The sequence below is a fragment of the Kroppenstedtia guangzhouensis genome (genome assembly GCF_014637345.1).
In the GTDB taxonomy this organism is placed as follows: Bacteria; Bacillota; Bacilli; order Thermoactinomycetales; family DSM-45169; genus Kroppenstedtia; species Kroppenstedtia guangzhouensis.
Map to the genome: position 1 here is coordinate 1 of NZ_BMEX01000026.1, position 20,708 is coordinate 20,708.

The window sequence follows — 20,708 nt, forward strand, 5'->3', positions numbered from 1 at the left end:
CGACGCACGCATACCGGGTGGGTTCCTCTTCGACTGACCCGGAGGAGTTCATTTCCTTCTTTTTCATTCAATTTTCGTACATAGATGGCCATACCGATCCCTCCCACAAAAACATCGGTTTTCACAGAAGGTTATTCCCCTTTTGAAGAATTATAATCCTGGACAGGGCACTAGATCAATGAGACATCCGTCCCGACCTACAAATGGGACCATGAGGGTGAATACTACAAAGAATGACACTGGATTCAACCAGTGTCTGCAAGTGATTGTTGCAAGGCTGAAATGGATGGGTATTCTTCTTCCAACAACCTGGAAACTCTTATAAATATCGGCATGATCTGCTCATAAACCGCTGTTGCCTGGGGATCCGGCCGATGGGAGTAGACCGCTCCCACCATTTTCTTGACTGCGGAGAGTGAATCGATCTGGCCGTTTCCGTACAATCCGAGAACCACTGCCCCCAGACATGAGCTTTCAAAGCTTTCCGGAATCACCACTTCTTTATTGAAAATATCTGCCAGCATCTGTCTCCATAACTTTGATCGGGCGAAACCACCTGTTGCCTGGATCCGTTTGGGTTCTCCGGTCAGCTCGGTCAGAGCGAGCAGGACAGTGTACAGGTTCATGGTGATTCCTTCCAAGACCGCCCGGATCATATGCTCTTTTTTATGGTGCATCGCCAACCCGAAAAAGGAGCCTCGTGCATGCGCATTCCACAGGGGGGCACGCTCACCTGACATATAAGGGTGGAAGATCAGACCTTCTGAACCTGCAGGTACTTCGGATGCCATTTCCGTCAACAGATCATAGGGATCTTTTCCGAGTCGCTTGGCTACTTCCGCCTCGGTCGATGCCAATTCATCCCGTACCCAACGGAAGATCATGCCGCCGTTATTCACCGGCCCGCCGATCACCCAGTGTTGATCGGTTAACGCATAACAAAAAATTCTTCCTTTCGGATCGGTAACCGGCCGATCGGTGACCACCCGTACGGCGCCACTGGTCCCAATCGTCATAGCCACCACACCGGAGTCAATGGCGTTCACCCCCAAGTTGGACAGAACTCCATCACTGGCTCCGATCACAAAAGGTGTATCCGTGGGAAGTCTCATCACTTCAGCATACTTGGGCGTCAGACCTTTGAAGGTGGCGGTGGTTGCAACCGGTTTGGAAAGTTGGTCCCTGGTCACACCTGCGAGCCGAAGCGCTTCCTCATCCCAATCCAAACTTTTCAGATGGAATAAACCCGTGGCTGATGCGATGGAATAATCGATTACATATTCCCCAAATAAGCGGTGGAATATATACTCTTTGATGGAGATGAACTTTGCCGCCTTACCGAACAAAGCGGGATGTTCATTTTTCAGCCACACCAATTTGGCGAGCGGGGACATGGCGTGAATGGGGGTGCCTGTTCGCAGATAAAGATCATGTCCCTGCCATTCATCCTTGATTCGATCGGCCCAGCGGGCACTTCGTTGATCCGCCCAAGTGATCGAAGGTGTCAGTGGCTTTCCTTCCGCATCCACCAGGATCAGGCTGTGCATTGCCGAACTGAAGGAGACGAAATCAACTTCAGTTACTCCGCTTTCGGCCAAGCACCTTTTGATTGCGTGAACCACAGCGTGAAATATCTCATCGGGATCTTGTTCAGCTGTGGCAGGCGTCGGGGTGAGAAGCGGATATTCAATGGCAACCCGCCTGATCAACTCCCCTTTTTTTGAGAAGAGAACCGCTTTTGTACTGGTTGTTCCTATATCGATGCCCATCATGTATTTCATCTGAGATATCCCTCTGTTTTCACGTGATCGCCAAACCGAGCAGAAAGACGACAGCAAATCCGACAAACCCGATAATCGTCTCCATCACAGTCCAGGATTTCAGCGTATCTTTCTCATCCAGGCCAAAATATCGATTAACGAGCCAGAACCCTGAATCATTAACATGGGAGAAGACAGTGGCTCCCGCCGCAATGGCAATCACGATCAGTCCAAGTACCGGCCCTTCCAGTTCCAGTGTGGTAATCAAGGGGGAGAGCAAGCCAGCGGCTGTAACCATGGCAACGGTGGCCGAACCTTGTGCAACCCGGACCACAGTGGCAATCAAGAAGGCCAACACGATCGGCGGAAGACTGGAATCAGCCATCATTTTCCCCAAAACATCTCCCACTCCCGAATCAATCAACACTTGCTTGAAGATGCCACCCGCACCTGTGACCAAAATAATGATTCCCGCGGGTTCCAACGCCTTGGTTGCAATCTCCTGCACTTCCTGTCGAGTATAACCGCGTCGAGTACCAAGAAAAATGAACGTCAGCAACGTGGCGATCGTCAACGCGACGAAGGGGTGGCCCAAAAAGGTGAAGAATGCTCTTAGACTGCTTTTTTCAGGGAGAATCACACCTGAAACCGTATTCAAAAGAATCAAGATAAGTGGAATAAGGATTAAAGTAGTGATGAGTCCAAAGCTCGGCAGGACGTGATCGTATTTCTTTTCTTCAACTTTCATATATTCAGGAACTGCGGCATCGATTTTCTTCGCTATATATTTCCCAAACAGGGGACCTGCCAAAATCATCGCCGGAATCCCGGCAATCGCTCCAAACAGGATGACCCAGCCTAATTCGGCACCGATCAATTCCGCGACAGCAATGGGTCCGGGGGTTGGCGGTATAAAACTGTGAGTCACCGCCAGCCCGGCTAACAGCGGAATTCCGTAATAAAGAAGGGATTTGCTCGTTTTTTTGGCCAGACCGTAAACGATCGGAACCAAGATAATAAAACCGACATCAAAGAATACAGGAATGGCCACGATAAATCCGGTAATCCCGAGTGCCCATTGCGCCCGATCCTCACCAAATTTTTGGATCATGGTTTGGGCCAGTCGTTCTGCACCGCCGGATACTTCAAGCATACGCCCAAACATCGCACCCAATCCGACCACCACAGCGACAAAGCCCAGCGTACCTCCCATACCGCTTTCAATCGACTTCAATACATCCCCGAAAGGCATTCCTGCTGCAACCCCGACCAACAGGCTGACGAGGAGTAATGACACAAAGGCGTGTAGCTTGACACGGATCACCAGGAACAACAACACAAAAATGCTTGCCATCGCGATGATAATCAAGGTGGATCCAGACATATTTCCATCCCTCCGGAAGTAGCCATTTGTATCAATTGAATCACGAATCTGATTTTTCCACTTCATGCCCCCCAAATTCATTTCGCAAGGCGGCCACCACTTTACCGGAAAAGGTGTCCTGTTCAAGGGATCGATAGCGCATCATGAGGGACATGGCGATCACGGGAGCCGCTGTCTCCAGATCCAGCGCTGTTTCCACCGTCCACTTGCCTTCACCGGAGGAATGCATGATCCCTTTAATTCCGGCTAATTTTTGGTCTTTGGAGAAAGCCGATACCATCAATTCCATCAGCCAGGAACGAATCACAGACCCATGGTTCCATACAGAAGCGACTTGTTCATAGTTGTATTCGTAGGGGCCTTTCTCCAAAAGATCGAATCCTTCCGCAATCGCCTGCATCATCCCATACTCAATCCCGTTATGGATCATTTTCAGGAAATGTCCGCTCCCGGACTCTCCCGTGTACAAGTAACCGTTTTCAACGGATATGTCACGGAAGATCTTTTCCACTCTCAAAAAGGCTTGGGTATCTCCGCCGATCATCGCACAAACTCCGTTTCGTGCGCCTTCCACACCACCACTCGTACCACAATCCAAGTAGAAAATCCCTTTTTCCGCAAAGAGTCGATTACGGCGTAGAGTGTCTTTGTAATGCGCGTTCCCGCCATCGATGACAATATCTCCCGGGTCTAGCGAGGGGAGTAAGGATTGAAGTACTTTTTCCGTAATTTCTCCGGCGGGAACCATCAACCAGATGACTCGAGGAGGGAGCAACCGATCCATCAATTCCTGTAACGTCTCCGCTCCTTGTGCACCCTGGGCGGAAATTTTTTTTACCAATTTTTTGTCGACATCGTGAGCAACCAATTTGTAGCCATGATCGAGCAGATTTAAAGAGAGTTGATAACCCATTTTTCCTAATCCGACTATGCCGACTTGCATGACACCACCACTTTCTCGAACTTTTTTTCAGCTTACCTCCATTATAGTGAAAAAAATTTCCCAATCAACTCTCTGGATAAGAAAATATTTTTTGTTGTACAATTAGAAGCTGAATAAGTTAAAGATGGAGGAGAGAGGCGGGGATGAATCAGGAGAAAGGACATGGCTTAACCAGTGTTCGTGCCCATTATGCTTATCTGAGTGAAACAGAAAAGAAAGTGGCCGATTTTGTCTTGGATTCTCCTCAGGAACTGATCCACAGCACGATCAGTCAATTGGCCGATCGGCTGGGTGTTGCGGAATCCACCATATTTCGATTTTGTAAGCGGATCGGTTTCAAAGGCTATCAAGCGATGAAAATTGCCCTTGCTTCGGAAGTGGTCACGCCCATAAAAAACATTCATGAAAAAATCCTGGAACATGATCCCCCGGAAGTCGTTACGGAAAAGGTATTCCGATCCAATATAAAGACGATAGAAGACACCCTTCACATGGTGGATCACGGGAACTTGCAAAAGGCTGTGGATGCCATGTTGACAGCAAATAAAATTGAATTCTTCGGCAGTGGAGGGTCGGGTATTGTCGCTTTGGATGCGTATCACAAGCTGCTCCGTTCAGGATTGCAGGTTTATGCGGCGGGAGACACCCATCTCCAGCTGATGTCCGCTTCCCAATTGAGTGATCAAGATTGTGCTTTTCTCATTTCTCATTCCGGAACGACGAAAGATATTCTGCAAATTTTACAGACTGCCAAGGAGGCGGGTGCTGTCACCATTGGAGTCACCAATTTTGCCAAGTCTCCTCTCAGTCAAGGAGTCGATATTCCATTGTTTACTCTCTCTGAAGAGACGGACTACCGAGCGGAAGCATTGTCATCCCGGATTGCTCAATTGACATTGATTGATGCGATTTATGTAAACCTGATGATCCGGAGGAAGGAAGAAGGACAGCGGGCATTGCGGAACATGAGAAAAGCGATTTCAAACAAGCGCTTATGAAGTGGGACAAGTCGACGTCTGATCATCAGACGCCGACTTGATTTTTTCTGAATCTGTTTTCTGTGAAAAAAACCGGCGATCAACCAGCATTCTTTGGAGCCGTGAGCGGATCTTCTGAGGTGGCGCGCTTGATTTCTAATATATTGTTGGATTTGAAAATACTGTTGACGCGACACTAAATGACGAGCAATACTTTGGAAAGTATGGAACCTGAATATATGAGGGAGATGAGGAAATGGGATTTTTTCAAGATTCATTATAGCCAACGTGCAACCATCCGACTTTGGAACCGACAAGAGCATCCTTGATCTGTAACCAAGACACGTCGCTGACGCGGCATACGGTTCAATATCCGAGGGTAAACAACGCATATCCCCGGAAGCCCCCCTATTGGAGCAAAAATCGCCCTATAACGTTACAAAATCATTCTTTTGTAACGTTATTAATCAAATTCAGGGGACAGAGGATGGAATCAGAAGTTTTTAGGCTCCTGTTTTCTCGATATAAATAGTTAACTGGAATTTTGAGATGAAAAGAGGAATAAAAAGCTGAGTTGAATAGCCTTACTATCTGAACTTCTTCCAAAGCTCTGTAAGGCCTGTTTTTGAGGCCCTTCTTTTTGTCATAAATCCTATTAAACGGAAATTTGATGCGCTATGGCGGATCAACGGCAAAAACTCTGTATGCTAAGGAGCCGGGTCTGGCCACACGGTCATCTCGTACTTGATCTCTGTTTCCCCTGTGAATGAAAATCCAAGTCGTTTGTACAGACGAATAGCAGGATTCTGTTTAAGGACAGTTAAGCTAACAGGTACATTTTTCTTTCGGGCTTTATTTATAAGCCTACAAATCAATTTACTGCCAATCCCTTTTCCCTGGAATTGAGGAAGAAGTTCGATATGTTGCAGGAAATAGATATCTGATCTCTCCTCTACACCAAATATTCCTCCCCCTTATTATAATTTGATCATTACCTGGGTTAAATTTTCGTTTCATATCCTTCCGTTCAATTTCCTCGTCCCACCCACGCATTTTTTCTACATAAGTGCGCATGGCGGTATAGGTGGCCACTCCTATGACCCCAGGAACCCAATAATCGCATTCCTTCCTCAGTCGTCGTATGCTACGTCCACCACTGTTAATTTTCCCTGAAAATTCTGCTGTATTGCCGGTTACAACTCACATTATATACCCCGGTGGGTATATAGTCAACCTCATTCACACGATTGACAGTCCCTGTGATTATCAAGATGCTTTGCATTGGTTGTTTTTTGCGGTGATTGGACAAAGCGATCGCCAGTTTCATTATTGCCAATGGCGCCGCAGCCATGGGCGGAAAGGTAACCAAGTTTTTCACCTTTATATGGGCTGTTTCGTCGTCTTCACGATGTCGATGATGTGGGGAATCGCGATGGCATTGACTACGGCGCCTATTTGGCTGATTGTATTTCATCGCTTTTTGGCCAAAATTAGATAATGATCTTCTGTGGGTGAACTGATCTGAACCGGTATCAGTCCGACCGATTCCATCGATTGCTCCATATCAGTTGATTTCACCCGGTGATGAAGAGGAGGCCCTTCGTTACTTTGCTTTCGCTCCCATTCAAGACACAAACAGGTTCCATTCGGTTTTAGGACACGTTGAATTTCTTTCAGTGTTTTTATTAACTCCACTTCATGCAGAACCAATGAAGCCAAGATATGGTCCACTTCTTGCGATGGCAACGGAATCTGTTGGATATCTCCCTTTAGGATCTTTACATTTTTGGCTTTGTGTTCTTCAGTTCGTGTGGCCAAAATATCCAGCATCTTCGGTTCAATGTCCAGCGCATATACGGTTTCATCGGTTAACTGTGCAATCGGAAACGTGAAATAACCCGTTCCTGCGCCAAGGTCTAACACTTTGTCCGACTTTTTAATCGGCAATTCTTTTAATACCGCCTCGGGGGGTAATTGGCGTTTGCGTTCAGCTGAATCGAGCCGGTCGGATTTATTTGGGTCAAATTTTCTATCGTTCATACAATGATCCCTCCATGTGTTTGGATCCCTGCATACTATACATATACCCCTTAGTGTATAAGTTTAATCCAGCTCTACACAATAAAAACATTGAAAAGGTAGGACCATATACCCTTATGGAGGCGTCCGATCAGCGAGAGAACAATTCCCGGGAAGATCGTAGTTTTCAAAAGAAAAAAGCAACATTGGTAATTATTTACCAAAAGAAGGATAATAGAGGGTGAAATCAGTCTTTTACGCCCTTTTTTTTCTCAGTATAAATAACTTAGCCTTTGAGATGAAAAGAAAAACAAAAAAACACTTGAATTAACTATCAGACTTTCGTTCGAAGCGCTGTAAAGCCTGTTTTGAAGCCCTGTTTTTAGTGAATGAATCTATTAAATGAGATTTATAATTCCGAGATTCCAAAATTTGATTCACTCGAAGCTGGAACAGTAAAAATTCAATATGGAATTGTAGGATTGGGGGTGTTGTCTCTCACCAGAAAAATCGTGGATCCTCACCCGATGAGAAGGATCCCCAAGAACATTTAAATAAGCAGTTCCAGCCGGCCGGACTCCAAGTGAAACAAGATACCGTCGACTTTTACACCCTGTCCGTGTTTCCGGTACACCGGGTGATGTTTCAGGCGTTGCACTTGGTGCAGCACATTAAGTCTGGAGAGTTCATCCGGGGGAAGATCCGGTTGTTCCTTGGGATCAGGAAGGCTTTTGCGGATTTCCCGGATCCAGCCCTCCATCTCTGGATCCACCTTCTCTTCCCGGGCAGCGGCGACCCCGCCGCATCCGGTGTGACCTTTCACAATGATCTGCTTTACTTTCAGATTCTTCAAGGCGAAATGAAGACTGGCGGTAAAGGCGGGATCCGTCTCCAACGCTTGATTCGCAATATTCCGATGAACAAACATATTTCCAGGTGGCATTCCTGTGATGATGGAGGGGCTTACCCGGGAATCGCAACAAGCCAGCAGGAAGATTTCCGGATTCTGACCCTGCCTCAGACGACTGAAGTAATTGGGATCTTCCTGGAGCATTCGGTGGACAAACTCTTGATTTCCACGGATCAATTTCACTGTCATGGCTAGACTCCTCCCATTGCGGCTCGGTACTTATTATTCAATTTCAACCTTCATTCGTCAATATCCAAATGAAACGGGTCATCGACCTTTTTTAGATTTCCCCTTCCGAAATCTCCCCTACATTCAATGGATACAGATTCCCTTTGAAGGCAAATGAGGCATGCCCCGTTTCTTCGGATACAACGATGATCAAAGCATCAGTTCTTTCCGACAGACCCAAGGCTGCCCGATGGCGGGTTCCCAGTTTTCGCCCTTCCGTTTGTCGTTTGGAAAGAGGAAGTACATTGGACGCAGAGACAATCGTGTTCTCCTCAATGATGACTGCACCGTCATGCAGTGGTCCTCCCGGATAAAAGATCGATTCCAATAGCGACCCGGTGAGCTCGGCTCCCACCGGGAGCCCCGACTGAATCCAAAGGTCCAGCGGGGTCTCCCGTCGGACCACGATCAGGGCTCCATGTTGCTTTCGGGACAGATTTTGCACACTGTCGCTCAAATCCTGGTATTTATTGGTGTAAGGAGAAAGATAGCATTCCAGATAAAAAGATGCTGCCAAGGACTCGATCTGTGCAAAGGTCTCTCGCATATTTGTGATCTCCCGAAGCAGACAATACTCCTCCTCATGATCCAAAGCGTCCACGATGCGATGGATTTCCTCGGAAAGTTCTGTCAAGTTCGCTTTCACAGCTGATTTCATGGGAGAGAAATCACACTGGGTTTGCAGCAGGTCCTTATTCATCCGGGTTCATCCTTTCGCTGAAATTTCATTGTATAGCTTGACCCACTTCTCTCCCTCCATTCCCGCTCTCATATAAAAAGGAATCTGAATTGGCTTCCTCCCATCTCTCCACAGAAATAATTTCATCTTGAAATCAGCCACTTATGATATGGTTGGGGTGACGATCAAAGCAGGGAGTGAATGGGAAGATGGATCATAACCATTGGATGCAAACCGCTATTGAACTGGCCTACGAAAACACCAGACGTGAAAAAGGCAGACCCTTCGGGGCGATTATCGTGAAAAATGGGAAAGATAAGACCATATAAAAAGAGCCCCGATGGGCTCCTTGTTATACATGCATGATATGGGAACGAAGCTCCTCGATCCCCTCCCGAAGTGAAATTCGGGGCTCCCATCCCAGAACTTCCTTTGCTCGGCTGGGATCCAGACAACTCCGTTTTAAGTCCCCGGCACGTGGCCCCTTTCGGATCAGGGGCAGATCATGCCCCAAAACTTCTTTCATCAACTGATATACCTCTGCAATATGGATTTCCGTCCCTGAGGAGATGTGAAGAATTTCATTTTCACCATGCTCCAATGCCAGCCGGTTGGCCTCGGCAACATCCCGAACGTGAACATAGTCCCGGGTGGTTCCCTTCGGTTGATCCGGATAAGCCCTCAAAACTGAAGGTTGATGGGTCAAAAAGTTATTGAAAAAAATCGGAATCACACCGCATTCTCCGTCAGCAACCTGGCGGGTACCGTAGACATTGGCATAGCGCAACGCAACAAACTTTAACCCATAATGGAGGGAATAAAATTGGAGATATTTTTCCCCGGTATATTTGGAAATGGCATAAGGTGAAATGAGCCGGGGCTCCTCATCCTCCCGGGCGGGAATCCGATCACCGGCCAGGGCCCCCGATGATGCATAGATGATTTTCTTCACTCCGGATTTAACAGATACTTCCAATACATTGAGCAACCCCAGGATATTGATCTTTGCATCATACCGGGGACTCTTCACTGAATCGGGTACAGACTTTTGCGCCGCATGGTGGTTGATGAGATCCGGCCGCTCCTTCTCCACCACATCTTCAAACTCCTCCGACAGAATATCCAGTTCATAAAAGATAGCTTGATCATTGAGGTTCTCCCGTTGTCCCGAACCTAGATGATCTACCACAATCACCTCGTGACCGTCTCTGATGTATGTATCCACGATATGAGAACCGATAAAACCCGCACCGCCGGTGACTAATATTTTCAAAATGATCTCCTCCTTCGACTTAATTATTACGTTAATATTACATTAACATTACAGTGAAGTTACGGTCAATCATCAACCACTGATGGAGGACGAATCATTCGTTGCAATAAAAAGGACCTATACCCGCCCCTTCACAGAGGGACGAGTATGGCCGAACCTATACTAATTCAAACTGTTGGGAATACAGGTGTGCATAAGCTCCATTTCGTGCTAGTGAAAACGAAAAAGAGCCTGCCGATTCAAGGCAGGCCCTCTCTTACGAGATCTGAAACCCGATCTTCCCGAATTGCTTTCCCGCCTTCATCCGGAGAAAAGCAGCCGGGGCTTCCGATAGGGGGTAAGTCCGGTCCAGGACGGGGCGGATTTTGTGAGTGGAGACCAAGTTGAGCATCTGTCGAAACTCTTCCGAGCTCCCCATCGTGGATCCCATCAGGGTAAATTGACCGAAGAAAAAGGGACGCAAGGGAATCTCCACATGGGGACCGCTGGTCTCACCGAATGTGACCAGACGGCCGCCGGGCAGGAGTCGGCCCAGGGATTTCTCAAAGGTGGCCGGGCCCACACTGTCGATCACCAGATGGACTTTCTCCCCCTTCATCTGTTCCTGCCAGTCTCCGTCGCTGTCGATGGCGGTGTCCGCCCCCAACTCCAGGGCCCGGCTCCGTTTTTCTTCGCTGCGGGAAGTGACGGTCACCCGTGCACCCGCCGCTTTGGCCATACTCAGCATAAAGGTGGATACCCCGCTGCCGATCCCGACAATCAGCACATGCTCCCCAGCCTTCAAGCCTCCACGGCTGAACAGAGCCCGGTATCCGGTCAGAGCCGCCAAGGGAAGGACTCCCGCTTCCTCCCAAGTGAGATGCTCCGGTTTGGGCTCCACATTGCCGGCGGGAATGACAATGCTGTGGGCGAAGGTGCCCCGGGTCGGCACTCCCAGGATGTCAAATTCTTCAGGGGGAGCTGGGCTTTGATGAGGCCAGTTGAGGCTGGGATTGATCACCACTTCGTCTCCCTCTTTAATCCCCGATACCCCGTCTCCGACCGTTTCCACGATCCCTGCCCCGTCGGAACCGAGAATCACCGGATCATCAGTGTCACGGGGTCGGTTCAGAACCCGGAGATCCCGATGATTGAGACCGGCGGTTTTCAGGCGAATCTTCACTTCCCCCCTTCCGGGAGCCGCTTCCTTCATCTCCGTCACTTTCAACCCATCAAACCCCGGGGGTGCATGATGGACTACAGCTTTCATGAAACATACCTCCTTCATCTTCACCATCCCCATTCCCCTTGCCAAACTCTACCGGATCAAGATACAGCATCACATTTCATCCCTGAATGGGGATCCGGATGTCATAGGCGTTCCCTCTGGATTTGTGGTCGTCTGTTGCCGGATGATACAGGGAATCCATGATTATCATAACAGACCACCTGCCATCTGAAAATTCAGCAGAGAAATACTCACATCCACCATTTCACCTGCGGAACCAAGACACATTCCAGTCCATAACGATGTTCGAGCCATCCCTTGATCCGGGTTTTCTTCACCAGATATTCAGATGCAGCATGGGAAACACCGATGAGGGACATGGAAGTCTCCCTGATATAAGCCATCATCTCCCGGTATCGGGTGCGTCCGTATTCATTGTCTATGTGGCAATGAATCTCCCCTGAAAGATAGGCTTGGGCTCCTTTTTTCTCCGCTTCCTTCATAGCGGAAATCTTGTCCCCACAACCGGCAACGACGGCAATCCGTCGGATGTTTTCCCGTTTTTGACCCTCAAAATCGACGTACGGTATATCAAAGATCTCCTCCGCTTGTTGGATCAGTGAGTCGGTATCGGTTTCATCCAACTCACAAATCAATCCGCATTCATTGAAAAATGAATCGATCACGTTTCCCCCCAGAGCTTCCACAATGGCGAGGCTTGTGCCCACTTCCCGATGAACATCCAAGGGATGATGACAGGTGTAGATGGAAAGCCCCTTCTCCCGGATCGACCGAATCAAAGGAGTGGGGATCGGGATAAACCCTCTCCCCCAATCGCCCCGGGGATCACCGCATTCCATCGTGATGGGGTGATGCATAAACAACAGGTCTCCCCTCTTTCCCTCCTCCAAAAATCGTTCCAGTATCGGTTCGGTGGGAAAAACCGCAAGAAAGATCTTGCCAACTTCAACCCCTCCACGGATCATCAGTCCATTGAAACGCTCCGTGAATTCCGGTTCAAACTCCCGTTTCCAATCCAAATCGGTTTTCTCATAAACCGCGGGAATAAACCGGGAAAAGGCCGGATCGGGCCCAAAGTCGTTCAGACGAAAAAATTTCGACAAATCCTGTTCCAATCGTTCTAACAGAACCATTCGCTTCCCTCCAGGAACACGATATGTCCGATTTTAAACATTACTGGTTCTGGCTATCAGTGAAAGCCACCCTCTGAATGGATCACCTGTCCCGTGATCCATCCTGCTTCTTTTCTCGCCAGAAAGGCGACCAGGCGGGCCGCGTCTTCCGGAAAGCCGACCCGTCCCATCGGAAAGTGCGGGAGAAGTTCCCAACGAATTTCCTCTGTCATCCAGCCGGTATCGGTCGGTCCTGGATTAACTGCGTTAACCGTGATCCCCTTGGGGGCCACCTCCGCCGCCAAAGTGCGGGTGAAGGCCTCAATCCCTCCCTTGGTGGCAACATAAGCCAACTCTCCGGGCATTGCACTCAGGGATTGACCGGAAGTCATACTGATGATTCGCCCATCGCTCCCCGACATACAGCGCCGGGCAAATTGGACACTCAACAGGAGGGAGGCCCGGAGGTTCACCGCATAGTGAGCATCCAGACCATCCGCATCCAATTCCTCAAAGGTGAGTTCCCGCTCCGAATGAGCAGCGTTGTTGACCAGAATCCGGGGAAGATCCCACTCTGTCGCCACCTCCTCCCAGAGTTGAATCGGTGCTTCGGCGTCAAGAAAATCGATGGGTGAATACCGAGCTTGCACATCGGATGTGCGTAATTCCTCCATCAGTCTTTCAGCTTCCTTTTCTTCCTTTCCTGGAAGACAGGTAAACCAGATGTGATTTCCCTCCCGGGCCAGAAAACGACAGATGGCCGCCCCGATCCCTCGCCGGGAATCGGCTCCGGTGATCAAGGCAATATCACCTTTCAAGAAAACCACTCTCCCCCACTCTTTGACGATTGCGCAACTGGAAATAGGCCGCTTCCAGATAAAATTCCTCTTGGCCTCCACCCACTTTTTCAAGAGGCAACAGGGAGCGGGCCAGCCTTTGCGCCAATTCCTGCCTCGCTGCGGGGAACATCTCCTCCCGCCGGGTCAGGAAACGGCCGAGAAGTTCCCATTTTCGCTCCGATATCCCTGACAACTCCGATGAGGTCAGGATCGGTTCCCGGTGCGAAAACAGTGGATGGACATGAGGAACCTCCCGTTTTTCCTTTTGAACGACCATGGTCCCCGCAGCCAAATCCCCCAGTCGCTTTTCCCGTCGGTTGAAAAAGACACTTATTCCACCCGCCAAGTAGAAAAACGGCAAACCATCCACCACCCGTAGCAGATTTCGCAGAAAAATAGCCAGGAACCCCGGGGCCGTTCCGCGATCCGTCACCACACGGAGACCCACTGCCCGTTTCCCTATTGTTTGTCCATTCATGAAATATTCGGTAAGAACATAATAGCACAAGGGGATGAAAAAGAGCAGAACGAGAAAAACTCCTATCGTGACCGAGGTCCAAAAGGGATTCCCCAGAGTGGCCGAAGCGGCAAAAAACAAGATGCCAAAAAAAATAAGGATGAATTGAACAACCCCGAGGATCATCCAATCGATCAGCAGGGAGAGTGTCCGACTCCCAAGTCCCGCTGTCTCAAACTCCAGTTTCACATACTCAGGGGTGGTGATGGCGATCCGATTTTCCATTGACCTCTCTCCTTTCCTGCAAACTTCATGATACAATCATTCATGGAGGTGATTCCCGCCTGATGTCCAGCCAATCCGCTTACCGTCTGACCCATTTTATCCGCAAACATCAACCGGACTGGGACAGATTGGAGGAACTGATCCGAATATTCCGGAGCCGGCAGGCCCGTCACAAAGAGCTGAACGAACTGGGACATACATACCGTCGAGTGGCCGCTCATCTTGCTTATGCTCAGACCTATTTCCCCGATCACACCGTCACAGCCTATCTGAACGGGTTGGTAGCACAAGCTCATGAAATGATATATGCCACCCACGGGAAGGGAAATTTAAAGGAGGGACTTCGCTTTTTCACCCATCACTTTCCGGCATTGTTTCATGAGCGGATTCCCTTTTTCCTGGTCGCTCTTCTTCTGTTTGCTGCCGGAGCCGGACTCGCCTTTGGCTTTACCTGGGTCAATCCCGGCTATGCAACAGCTTTTCTCCCGCCGGGAGTGGAGATGGACCCCCAGGCCCTCCAGACCAGGGAACAGTGGGACCATGCCGTTGTTTCCAGTACAATCATGGTGAACAACATCCGGGTGGCTTTTCTTTGCTTTGCACTGGGAGCACTTTTGGGTGTCGGGACCCTGTGGGTGTTGTTTTCAAATGGGCTTCTGGTGGGAGCCATCGCGGCACTCTTCCACCGGGCCGGGGAAGCCTACCTTTTTTGGGCGTTCATCTGGCCCCATGGAGTGATTGAGCTGACCGCCATTTTCATCTCCGGTGCTGCGGGATTGTCCCTCGCTTATGCCTTCTGGGTCCCAGGGGAACTGACTCGCATGGAAGCCTTCAAGCGTGAAGGAAAAGTGACCGTCCAACTGATCCTGGGGGTAGTCCCGATGTTCATCGTGGCAGCCATGATTGAAGGATTTATCACTCCTGCTCCATGGCCTCATTGGAGTAAGTACCTGGTGGCTCTCGCCACCTTGCTGTTCCTGTTCATTTACTTTAGCCGTCCCGCTTGGCTTCTCCGCCGACAGCAACTGCAAGCTTCGGCCATCGACTGACCCGTTCCTTTCAATTGTACCTGAAAAACCGACGTAAAAGAAAAACAACCGGCCTTTATGATACCGGTTGTTTTTCTTTGTGACAGCTACATCAATGATGGTGCTTTCGGTATGCTTTACGGCTTCGTTTTTGTTTCCGTCTCTCTTCTGCCTGCAGGTGTTTGTCTTTTTTCAACTCCAGGTAAAACAGTTCCCTATCCTGAAAGGTTCTGGCCAACCCGGTGTCGGCATCCCACAGTTGCCGTTCCCGAAGTCCCGGATCAGATCCAATCTGTTTCCTCCCGGTTACAGACATGACCGGGCCGATGATCCCAGTCCTCCTTAAAAAAGGATAGCAAAGGGTGACAACCGACTTTCCAATTGGGAATTATTTTAAATCATCCCAATTATGCCGGACGATTTCAGGGACGTAGGTGCAACGGGGGTACCCGTGGTATTCAAACAAGCTCTTGAAAAATGCAATCAGGGGCATAGGCGAAGTTTTTCCGATGCCTACACCCCCCCTCAAAAAAACCGGCCCCTTAGCGTACAGGAAGCCGGGTTTTTTGTTACGGAGATATGTCTTAGCGTACAATTTTCCCTTTTTGGTCCGGTCAGTGCGCATACCTTTGCTCAAGCGATGCCCAAGATCCATGGAAGTGATCCGGCCGCCGTCCTCTCCTGGGCCCTTAGAGAAGAGAGCAGCGGAAATTCTCCTCCCATTTTCCGCTTAGGGTACACTTTTTATATATTGTTGGCGGGATCTCTATTTATGTGTGTGTTTGTGATGCAAACTGGTTTGGTATATTTATGTCAATCTCTTACAATTCAAGGTGTTCTTCCTCTTCATCCTTTGTTTTCGCATGATTGCCGTTGCAGAACGGCTGGTTGTCGGATAATCCGCACATGCAGATTTTTTCTTGTTCCCTTCCTGCAATATGTAGGGGCCTTTTGCATCTTTGATGACCACTCGTGCCATGGTGAGATCTCCATTGAAAAAAGGTTGCCTGTAGTATGTCTTCAATCAAGGATGTTAAAACAGAATCAGAGAGGATTCATCGTAGGGGGAGAGGGAGTATCGGCCGATTTCGGGGCCGTTGCCCCATTAAATGGGAAATGACTTGAGATCCACTTGGATCTCAAGTCATTTCGTGTTTATACAGGGAACTCAGGGATGACACGCTCGTATTCATCCTGAGCATCGGTAATGGTCAATTTAGAATATACCTCAAGGGATTTACGGCTTGCATGTCCAGAATAAGGCTGGATGAGTGCATCGTCAATGCCTTGTTTCTTGAGCCATGTTAGCAGAAAGTGACGCAACTTATGAGGTGAAATGGATTGGGTCATGCCAGCCTGATCGGAATACTTCTTGAGGATTTTCCGAATGCCGCGGTCGGTATATTTTTTCTTCCAGGACGATTCAAATAGATAAACGGCACCCTTTTTCTCGGTGCTATCGGCATGCATGGCCAACAGTTCCTTGAAGGCGGTTGGAAAGGGCACGATCCGATCCTTCTTCCCTTTACCCTCGTTCACTCGGATCTGGCAGCGCTGAAAATCAATGTCGCTCAGCTTGATGTTAATGAGTTCGCTTACGCGGACACCCGTATACAGCAGGGTCTTTATGATCATCATGTCCTGGAAGTTCTTTGCCTTCCAGACGGCTTCATAATAGCGCTTAATCTCGTCTTCCGTGGGCACATAAGGCAATTTCTTATTTGCCCTCGGCACATCAATTTCCAACTCGGCACGCAGGTGCCGGAAAACGGCTTTCAAGTAATCATAATCCGGCCGTTCTTCGCGAAGGTATTTGGCCAGCTCCCGGGCCTTCTTTTTTGGCGGAGTTCGGTGTTTAATGGCGATCGCCTCCTATATCGGTAGTCGCTTATCCAAATCAACATTAAATTTGCCATACGGCGTGATATGGTTGTAAATCAGTGGACTGAGTGCGCGTAAATCTTCAGTTGTCAACTTTTTCAGCCATCCTTGCTCCTTGATGACCTTTTGAATCTTAATGGTGTTGATATAGACCATGCAGTTTTGAAGCAGGTTAAGGCTCAAAACGGCGATCTCCTGTTCATCCACCTGGTTCTTTTGGATTTCTCCGTTCCGGCCAAAGAAGATGAAGCTATTGGCCGAGTTCCAGTTCTCAACCACATTGAGGCCCTCGTGAATCTCGCGCCGGATTTCCTCGTGCTGTAGGTATTCACACAGGAAGATCGTCTTGATCACACGCCCTAGCTCACTCAATGCTTTATAAACGGGATGAGTCCGGTTTTTGCTGAATCGCTTGAGAATCGCTTCGGTCTCAGCGGTGTTGAATCGCAAGGCCGCAGCGTATTTCACCATTTGGTCATATTGCTGACGGATCAGATCCCAGTTGATCGGATTCTTGGCCAGTACCGGTTGCAGGTTCGGATACGCATCTGTCATGCCGTGATCAGGCTTATACAGCTTTTGTGAGCCGATATTTTTGAATCGTGGCATCAACTTAAAGCCAAGCAGGTGGCAAAAGGCAAAGCCGACTTCGCTTTGGCCATGCGTGTCTACATAGTTCCGATCGACTTCCTTTTCGGTGGCATGCTGGAGCAGCCCTTTAATCATGGCAGCCACTTCCGAAGACGTGCAGGTCTTTAAATGCGAGTGAATACAAGCAGACTTGTTTTCGACGTGCCAATAAATCATGACACCAGGCCCGCGGTAACGGGGATGCCATTCGGTCATCAGGTTTTGATCCCAGGAGCCGAATTTCTTGGAATCCGATGCGCAGGATGTAGTGGCTTTCCCCCACACTTCGGCCAGCCGTTCCTTCAAAATGGCATTCACAACTTGGATATTGGCCGCCTTCAGGTTTTCGGGATGGATAAACTTTCGCTTGATGTAGAGCAGATTTTCATACAAGTCCAGCGCTTCGATAATGGGCTGATACTTGGAGTTGTTTGAACGGAATTCAAGGGTGTTCAGAAGCTCCCCGATCGCGGTGCGGTATGTATTGCTGTAGGAGCTACGCGTTTTGTAATAAACCTTTTCGCGGTACACCTCTTTGTTATGGGTCAATTCCCTTAACAAATCACGCAATGTCTCTTCTTCGACCACAGAGAACACAGCGTCTTCAATCACGTTGTTCCGATTTTCCAACAACGTTTCCAGCAGGGAAACCAAGATACTGTTCTTCCCGCGGACCTTCTTGATCTCCTGCAATATTTCACGGTCTACCCTACGCTGGGCCTGACCGTTAATGTTCAGGATAATGGTGATGAGCATTTCAACTAAGCTGTCCGTGATCTCCTGATGCCGGGACCAGAAGAACGTAGACAGTAGCGTATAACGTACCTCTGGAGGATGGCGCCGAATCTCAACCAATTTCTCTGAGACCACACGCAGTCGGTACTTTCTCAAGATTTTTGGAGGAACATTCTTAAATAGATCGTTCGGTAACTCCAGCATGCGCAATTCCTTAAGTTTTTTGATTTCGTCCTCCAAGTTCTTTCTGTTGGCGCGGCCGGGACCCATGTTGATTTTTCGGAAAGTCATCCGTTCCGGTTCCTCTGATCCTTGCTCCTCTGTCACCTCATCCTCGGCATCGGCCCAGTCGTCGATCATCGCGTCCATTCGAGAGATCGAGGTGGAGGAAAGGCTTTGAAGCGTTTGAGCAAAAAATCTCTGTTCATGATTATGTAGAGCCGATCGGATCAGCGTCTCCACCGTATTGTCCACGGGCGGTTCGATTTTCCGCTGCCAGAGTTCAGCATAAACACGTTCTTTCAACACAGCAATGTCGTGATTGCAGCTTAATACTTTGTCCGTCAGCCAATGGGAAATTGCTTGGAGATCATCTGCTGTATGTTCACGAAAACCAAAGAATTTCCGGATTTCTGCACGATGCCGTTTAATCGTTCTACCGGTCCAATCATATTGATCAAAGCGATCAGTGCTTACTCGGAGATGCTTGGCCAAGAACTCAATGACTGGGAGAGGAACATCATCAGCGCAATCAGGAAACCGGGCCTCATGCTGAAAATACTTAAACAAAACAGCAAATGCCAACCGTGTCTCGAATTTCTTACCTTCAAACAATTGCCTTTCCGGTTGCAATAAACTAAAGTGTTCAATAAGTTCTTCCTTTGTCCATTGTTGTTTCAACTTAGGTGTCAATCCTTTCTAAAGTTCCTAGAATAGCTGGAGTCGGCACTTTTCGTCGGTCTGAGTATAACGGGGATGGGTTGATAAAACAAGAAAAAGAACAAAAACACCCGAAGTTCCATTACCAAAACAAAATTAGGAACTTTGGGTTTGTTGAAAGGAACAATCAATATGACACCTGAACCGACTTGGACCGATTGATAACCTTTCTTGTGAAAGATTGGTATCCGAATACTCCCGGATCTTCGCCAAGTGTTCACGCCGAGTGATGTCCCAACCGCGGGTGTCCTCTATAACAGCCGGTGAAATCCCCAGTTACGGCCAATATAAGCTAGGATGGGTAAATGGATTTCTTCCCGGGGAAAAAACGGCCGACCCGGGAATCGAGAATATCCCAACTGTACGGCAAAATCTAAGCGATTGGCGGTCCCTCTGTGACGATTCACGATTTCGATGGAGAGAGCGTATAAAATCGAGTGATTTCCCGGTCCCTATTTCCGTCGGAACTTTACTTGATGAAGAAGGGAGCGATTCAATGTTTATTTTATTACTTACTTGTGTTTTCGTCAGTTGTTTAATAGTTTATATATGGACATATCGATATAATAACAATTTAATGAAAGATTGGTTAAAACGTTTGAGTTTATTTGTCTTTTTTACCCCTTTAATATTAATAATGATTATTTTTTTCATCAAACAGAACTATCAATCATATAATTGGCTAATTAGGCAAGATTGTTGGTTTTGTACTGGAAGCGGTCCAGGATTGTTATCTGTTTTTCTTAAACTATCATTTATGAGTTTTTTAGGATTAGTTTCATATTGGATAGTAGAAAAAAATACTAAGTGATCTAAGCTACCTTGGCGATGGGTTTCTGTTCGGAACATCCGTATCCATCCTTTGCCATTCGTTTTCCTTCTTTTCTTTCATTGATTTCAACATAAAAAGGCTGCTGACCTCCATACTTTGTCAGCAGCCTTTGCTACTATATTAGGAGCCGTTTTTTATTTTGGTGTACAAGTAATACCTTCACATATTTCGTTATTGTGCTGCGGTGGTGTTAAAGGATAATCGTATGATGGATATGACCATTTAACTGATCCTGGTGCACTCCCTGTCCATGATGGTACAACCTTAGCCCCTCCTTTATCTGGATATCCATCTTCAAATCGACACCAAGGGTCTGCATATTCACCACTACAAATAATAGGCAGCATCACCCGCCACGAGGCGGGGTTTTTTATTGGGAGAGGGAGACGCGTGCCCTTTATAAAGAGCGAGCGAGAAAACCCAGCCCTTAGGGGTTGGTTTTTCTCGCTCGCTCTTTATAACTGCTCTGCCCCGATGATCTTGGAGAAGGGGATGAGTTCCTTGTCCTCTCCGTTCTGCAATAGCAACCATCTCCCCACCGGATCGATCCGCATGACAAAACCAATATA

At 48.3% G+C, this 20,708-nt stretch carries 19 protein-coding genes and 1 pseudogene; 3 read left to right on the forward strand and 17 right to left on the reverse strand.

Features of this window, described 5'->3' with window-relative positions; translation table 11 throughout:
* Positions 1-245 precede the first annotated feature (245 nt).
* Genes gntK through gnd form a run of 3 tightly spaced genes read right to left on the reverse strand, consistent with a single transcriptional unit; the run spans position 246 to position 4,087 of the window.
* On the reverse strand, positions 246-1,781 hold the full coding sequence (gntK, locus tag IEV46_RS16640; protein WP_373284640.1) for a gluconokinase: 1,536 nt from the start codon (positions 1,779-1,781) through the stop codon (positions 246-248).
* A gap of 19 nt (positions 1,782-1,800) precedes the next feature.
* Positions 1,801-3,144, reverse strand: a complete 1,344-nt coding sequence (locus tag IEV46_RS16645) for a GntT/GntP/DsdX family permease (RefSeq protein ID WP_188433646.1) — start codon at positions 3,142-3,144, stop codon at positions 1,801-1,803.
* Between the two features lie 40 nt (positions 3,145-3,184).
* Positions 3,185-4,087, reverse strand: a complete 903-nt coding sequence (gene gnd / locus IEV46_RS16650) for a phosphogluconate dehydrogenase (NAD(+)-dependent, decarboxylating) (RefSeq protein ID WP_188433647.1) — start codon at positions 4,085-4,087, stop codon at positions 3,185-3,187.
* 143 nt (positions 4,088-4,230) lie between these two features.
* Here gnd and IEV46_RS16655 point away from each other — a divergent pair, with 143 nt between their 5' ends.
* Positions 4,231-5,085 carry a MurR/RpiR family transcriptional regulator gene (locus IEV46_RS16655; RefSeq protein ID WP_188433648.1) on the forward strand — a complete coding sequence of 285 codons (855 nt, stop codon included), beginning with the start codon at positions 4,231-4,233 and terminating at the stop codon, positions 5,083-5,085.
* Between the two features lie 686 nt (positions 5,086-5,771).
* Here IEV46_RS16655 and IEV46_RS18740 read toward each other — a convergent pair.
* Positions 5,772-6,029: a GNAT family N-acetyltransferase gene (locus IEV46_RS18740; RefSeq protein ID WP_373284643.1), complete on the reverse strand. Its 258-nt coding sequence runs from the start codon at positions 6,027-6,029 to the stop codon at positions 5,772-5,774.
* A 336-nt stretch (positions 6,030-6,365) separates the two neighbouring features.
* Here IEV46_RS18740 and IEV46_RS16665 point away from each other — a divergent pair.
* Positions 6,366-6,461: pseudogene (locus IEV46_RS16665) on the forward strand (DsrE/DsrF/DrsH-like family protein); the annotation flags it as partial.
* A gap of 73 nt (positions 6,462-6,534) precedes the next feature.
* On the opposite strand, the gene IEV46_RS16670 reads toward IEV46_RS16665, so the two are convergent.
* The 8 genes from IEV46_RS16670 to IEV46_RS16705 all read right to left on the reverse strand — a co-directional run bounded on the left by IEV46_RS16670 (position 6,535) and on the right by IEV46_RS16705 (position 14,094).
* Entirely contained in the window at positions 6,535-7,104 is a 570-nt protein-coding gene (locus IEV46_RS16670) for a class I SAM-dependent methyltransferase (protein ID WP_188433649.1), read from the reverse strand.
* A gap of 529 nt (positions 7,105-7,633) precedes the next feature.
* The gene (locus IEV46_RS16675; RefSeq protein ID WP_188433650.1) at positions 7,634-8,182 is read right to left on the reverse strand and encodes a carbonic anhydrase; all 549 of its coding nucleotides are present in this window, start codon (positions 8,180-8,182) and stop codon (positions 7,634-7,636) included.
* A gap of 91 nt (positions 8,183-8,273) precedes the next feature.
* Positions 8,274-8,921 carry a sporulation-specific diadenylate cyclase CdaS gene (gene cdaS, locus IEV46_RS16680; protein ID WP_188433651.1) on the reverse strand — a complete coding sequence of 216 codons (648 nt, stop codon included), beginning with the start codon at positions 8,919-8,921 and terminating at the stop codon, positions 8,274-8,276.
* A gap of 331 nt (positions 8,922-9,252) precedes the next feature.
* The gene (locus tag IEV46_RS16685) at positions 9,253-10,173 is read right to left on the reverse strand and encodes an NAD-dependent epimerase/dehydratase family protein (protein ID WP_188433652.1); all 921 of its coding nucleotides are present in this window, start codon (positions 10,171-10,173) and stop codon (positions 9,253-9,255) included.
* Between the two features lie 256 nt (positions 10,174-10,429).
* Entirely contained in the window at positions 10,430-11,422 is a 993-nt protein-coding gene (locus IEV46_RS16690) for a zinc-binding dehydrogenase (protein WP_188433653.1), read from the reverse strand.
* Between the two features lie 209 nt (positions 11,423-11,631).
* Positions 11,632-12,534: a Nif3-like dinuclear metal center hexameric protein gene (locus IEV46_RS16695; RefSeq protein WP_188433654.1), complete on the reverse strand. Its 903-nt coding sequence runs from the start codon at positions 12,532-12,534 to the stop codon at positions 11,632-11,634.
* A gap of 56 nt (positions 12,535-12,590) precedes the next feature.
* Complete coding sequence (locus IEV46_RS16700; protein WP_188433655.1) at positions 12,591-13,331, reverse strand: SDR family oxidoreductase; 741 nt, start codon at positions 13,329-13,331, stop codon at positions 12,591-12,593.
* The gene (locus tag IEV46_RS16705; protein WP_188433656.1) at positions 13,321-14,094 is read right to left on the reverse strand and encodes an RDD family protein; all 774 of its coding nucleotides are present in this window, start codon (positions 14,092-14,094) and stop codon (positions 13,321-13,323) included. The genes IEV46_RS16700 and IEV46_RS16705 overlap by 11 nt, the downstream gene beginning before the upstream one ends.
* A 62-nt stretch (positions 14,095-14,156) precedes the next feature.
* On the opposite strand from IEV46_RS16705, the gene IEV46_RS16710 reads away from it, so the two are divergent.
* Positions 14,157-15,143, forward strand: a complete 987-nt coding sequence (locus tag IEV46_RS16710) for a stage II sporulation protein M (RefSeq protein WP_188433657.1) — start codon at positions 14,157-14,159, stop codon at positions 15,141-15,143.
* Between the two features lie 91 nt (positions 15,144-15,234).
* Here the strand turns inward: IEV46_RS16710 and IEV46_RS16715 are convergent, their stop codons facing one another.
* The 5 genes from IEV46_RS16715 to IEV46_RS16740 all read right to left on the reverse strand — a co-directional run bounded on the left by IEV46_RS16715 (position 15,235) and on the right by IEV46_RS16740 (position 20,156).
* On the reverse strand, positions 15,235-15,438 hold the full coding sequence (locus IEV46_RS16715; RefSeq protein WP_188433658.1) for a hypothetical protein: 204 nt from the start codon (positions 15,436-15,438) through the stop codon (positions 15,235-15,237).
* Positions 15,439-16,277: 839 nt separating this feature from the next.
* Positions 16,278-16,901, reverse strand: a complete 624-nt coding sequence (locus IEV46_RS16725; protein WP_229736197.1) for a tyrosine-type recombinase/integrase — start codon at positions 16,899-16,901, stop codon at positions 16,278-16,280.
* Between the two features lie 93 nt (positions 16,902-16,994).
* The gene (locus tag IEV46_RS16730; RefSeq protein WP_444542869.1) at positions 16,995-19,280 is read right to left on the reverse strand and encodes a Tn3 family transposase; all 2,286 of its coding nucleotides are present in this window, start codon (positions 19,278-19,280) and stop codon (positions 16,995-16,997) included.
* 278 nt (positions 19,281-19,558) lie between these two features.
* On the reverse strand, positions 19,559-19,714 hold the full coding sequence (locus IEV46_RS18745; protein WP_159439650.1) for a DUF4158 domain-containing protein: 156 nt from the start codon (positions 19,712-19,714) through the stop codon (positions 19,559-19,561).
* Between the two features lie 259 nt (positions 19,715-19,973).
* Positions 19,974-20,156: a hypothetical protein gene (locus IEV46_RS16740; RefSeq protein WP_188433660.1), complete on the reverse strand. Its 183-nt coding sequence runs from the start codon at positions 20,154-20,156 to the stop codon at positions 19,974-19,976.
* Positions 20,157-20,708: the final 552 nt, after the last annotated feature.

Coding starts and splice junctions, on each gene's coding strand:
- gntK (WP_373284640.1), bottom strand. CDS start 1,781: ATGAAATACATGATGGGCATCGATATAGGAACAACCAGTACAAAAGCG.
- IEV46_RS16645 (WP_188433646.1), bottom strand. CDS start 3,144: ATGTCTGGATCCACCTTGATTATCATCGCGATGGCAAGCATTTTTGTG.
- gnd (WP_188433647.1), bottom strand. CDS start 4,087: ATGCAAGTCGGCATAGTCGGATTAGGAAAAATGGGTTATCAACTCTCT.
- IEV46_RS16655 (WP_188433648.1), top strand. CDS start 4,231: ATGAATCAGGAGAAAGGACATGGCTTAACCAGTGTTCGTGCCCATTAT.
- IEV46_RS16670 (WP_188433649.1), bottom strand. CDS start 7,104: ATGAACGATAGAAAATTTGACCCAAATAAATCCGACCGGCTCGATTCA.
- IEV46_RS16675 (WP_188433650.1), bottom strand. CDS start 8,182: ATGACAGTGAAATTGATCCGTGGAAATCAAGAGTTTGTCCACCGAATG.
- cdaS (WP_188433651.1), bottom strand. CDS start 8,921: ATGAATAAGGACCTGCTGCAAACCCAGTGTGATTTCTCTCCCATGAAA.
- IEV46_RS16690 (WP_188433653.1), bottom strand. CDS start 11,422: ATGAAAGCTGTAGTCCATCATGCACCCCCGGGGTTTGATGGGTTGAAA.
- IEV46_RS16695 (WP_188433654.1), bottom strand. CDS start 12,534: ATGGTTCTGTTAGAACGATTGGAACAGGATTTGTCGAAATTTTTTCGT.
- IEV46_RS16705 (WP_188433656.1), bottom strand. CDS start 14,094: ATGGAAAATCGGATCGCCATCACCACCCCTGAGTATGTGAAACTGGAG.
- IEV46_RS16710 (WP_188433657.1), top strand. CDS start 14,157: ATGTCCAGCCAATCCGCTTACCGTCTGACCCATTTTATCCGCAAACAT.
- IEV46_RS16715 (WP_188433658.1), bottom strand. CDS start 15,438: ATGTCTGTAACCGGGAGGAAACAGATTGGATCTGATCCGGGACTTCGG.
- IEV46_RS16740 (WP_188433660.1), bottom strand. CDS start 20,156: ATGTTCCGAACAGAAACCCATCGCCAAGGTAGCTTAGATCACTTAGTA.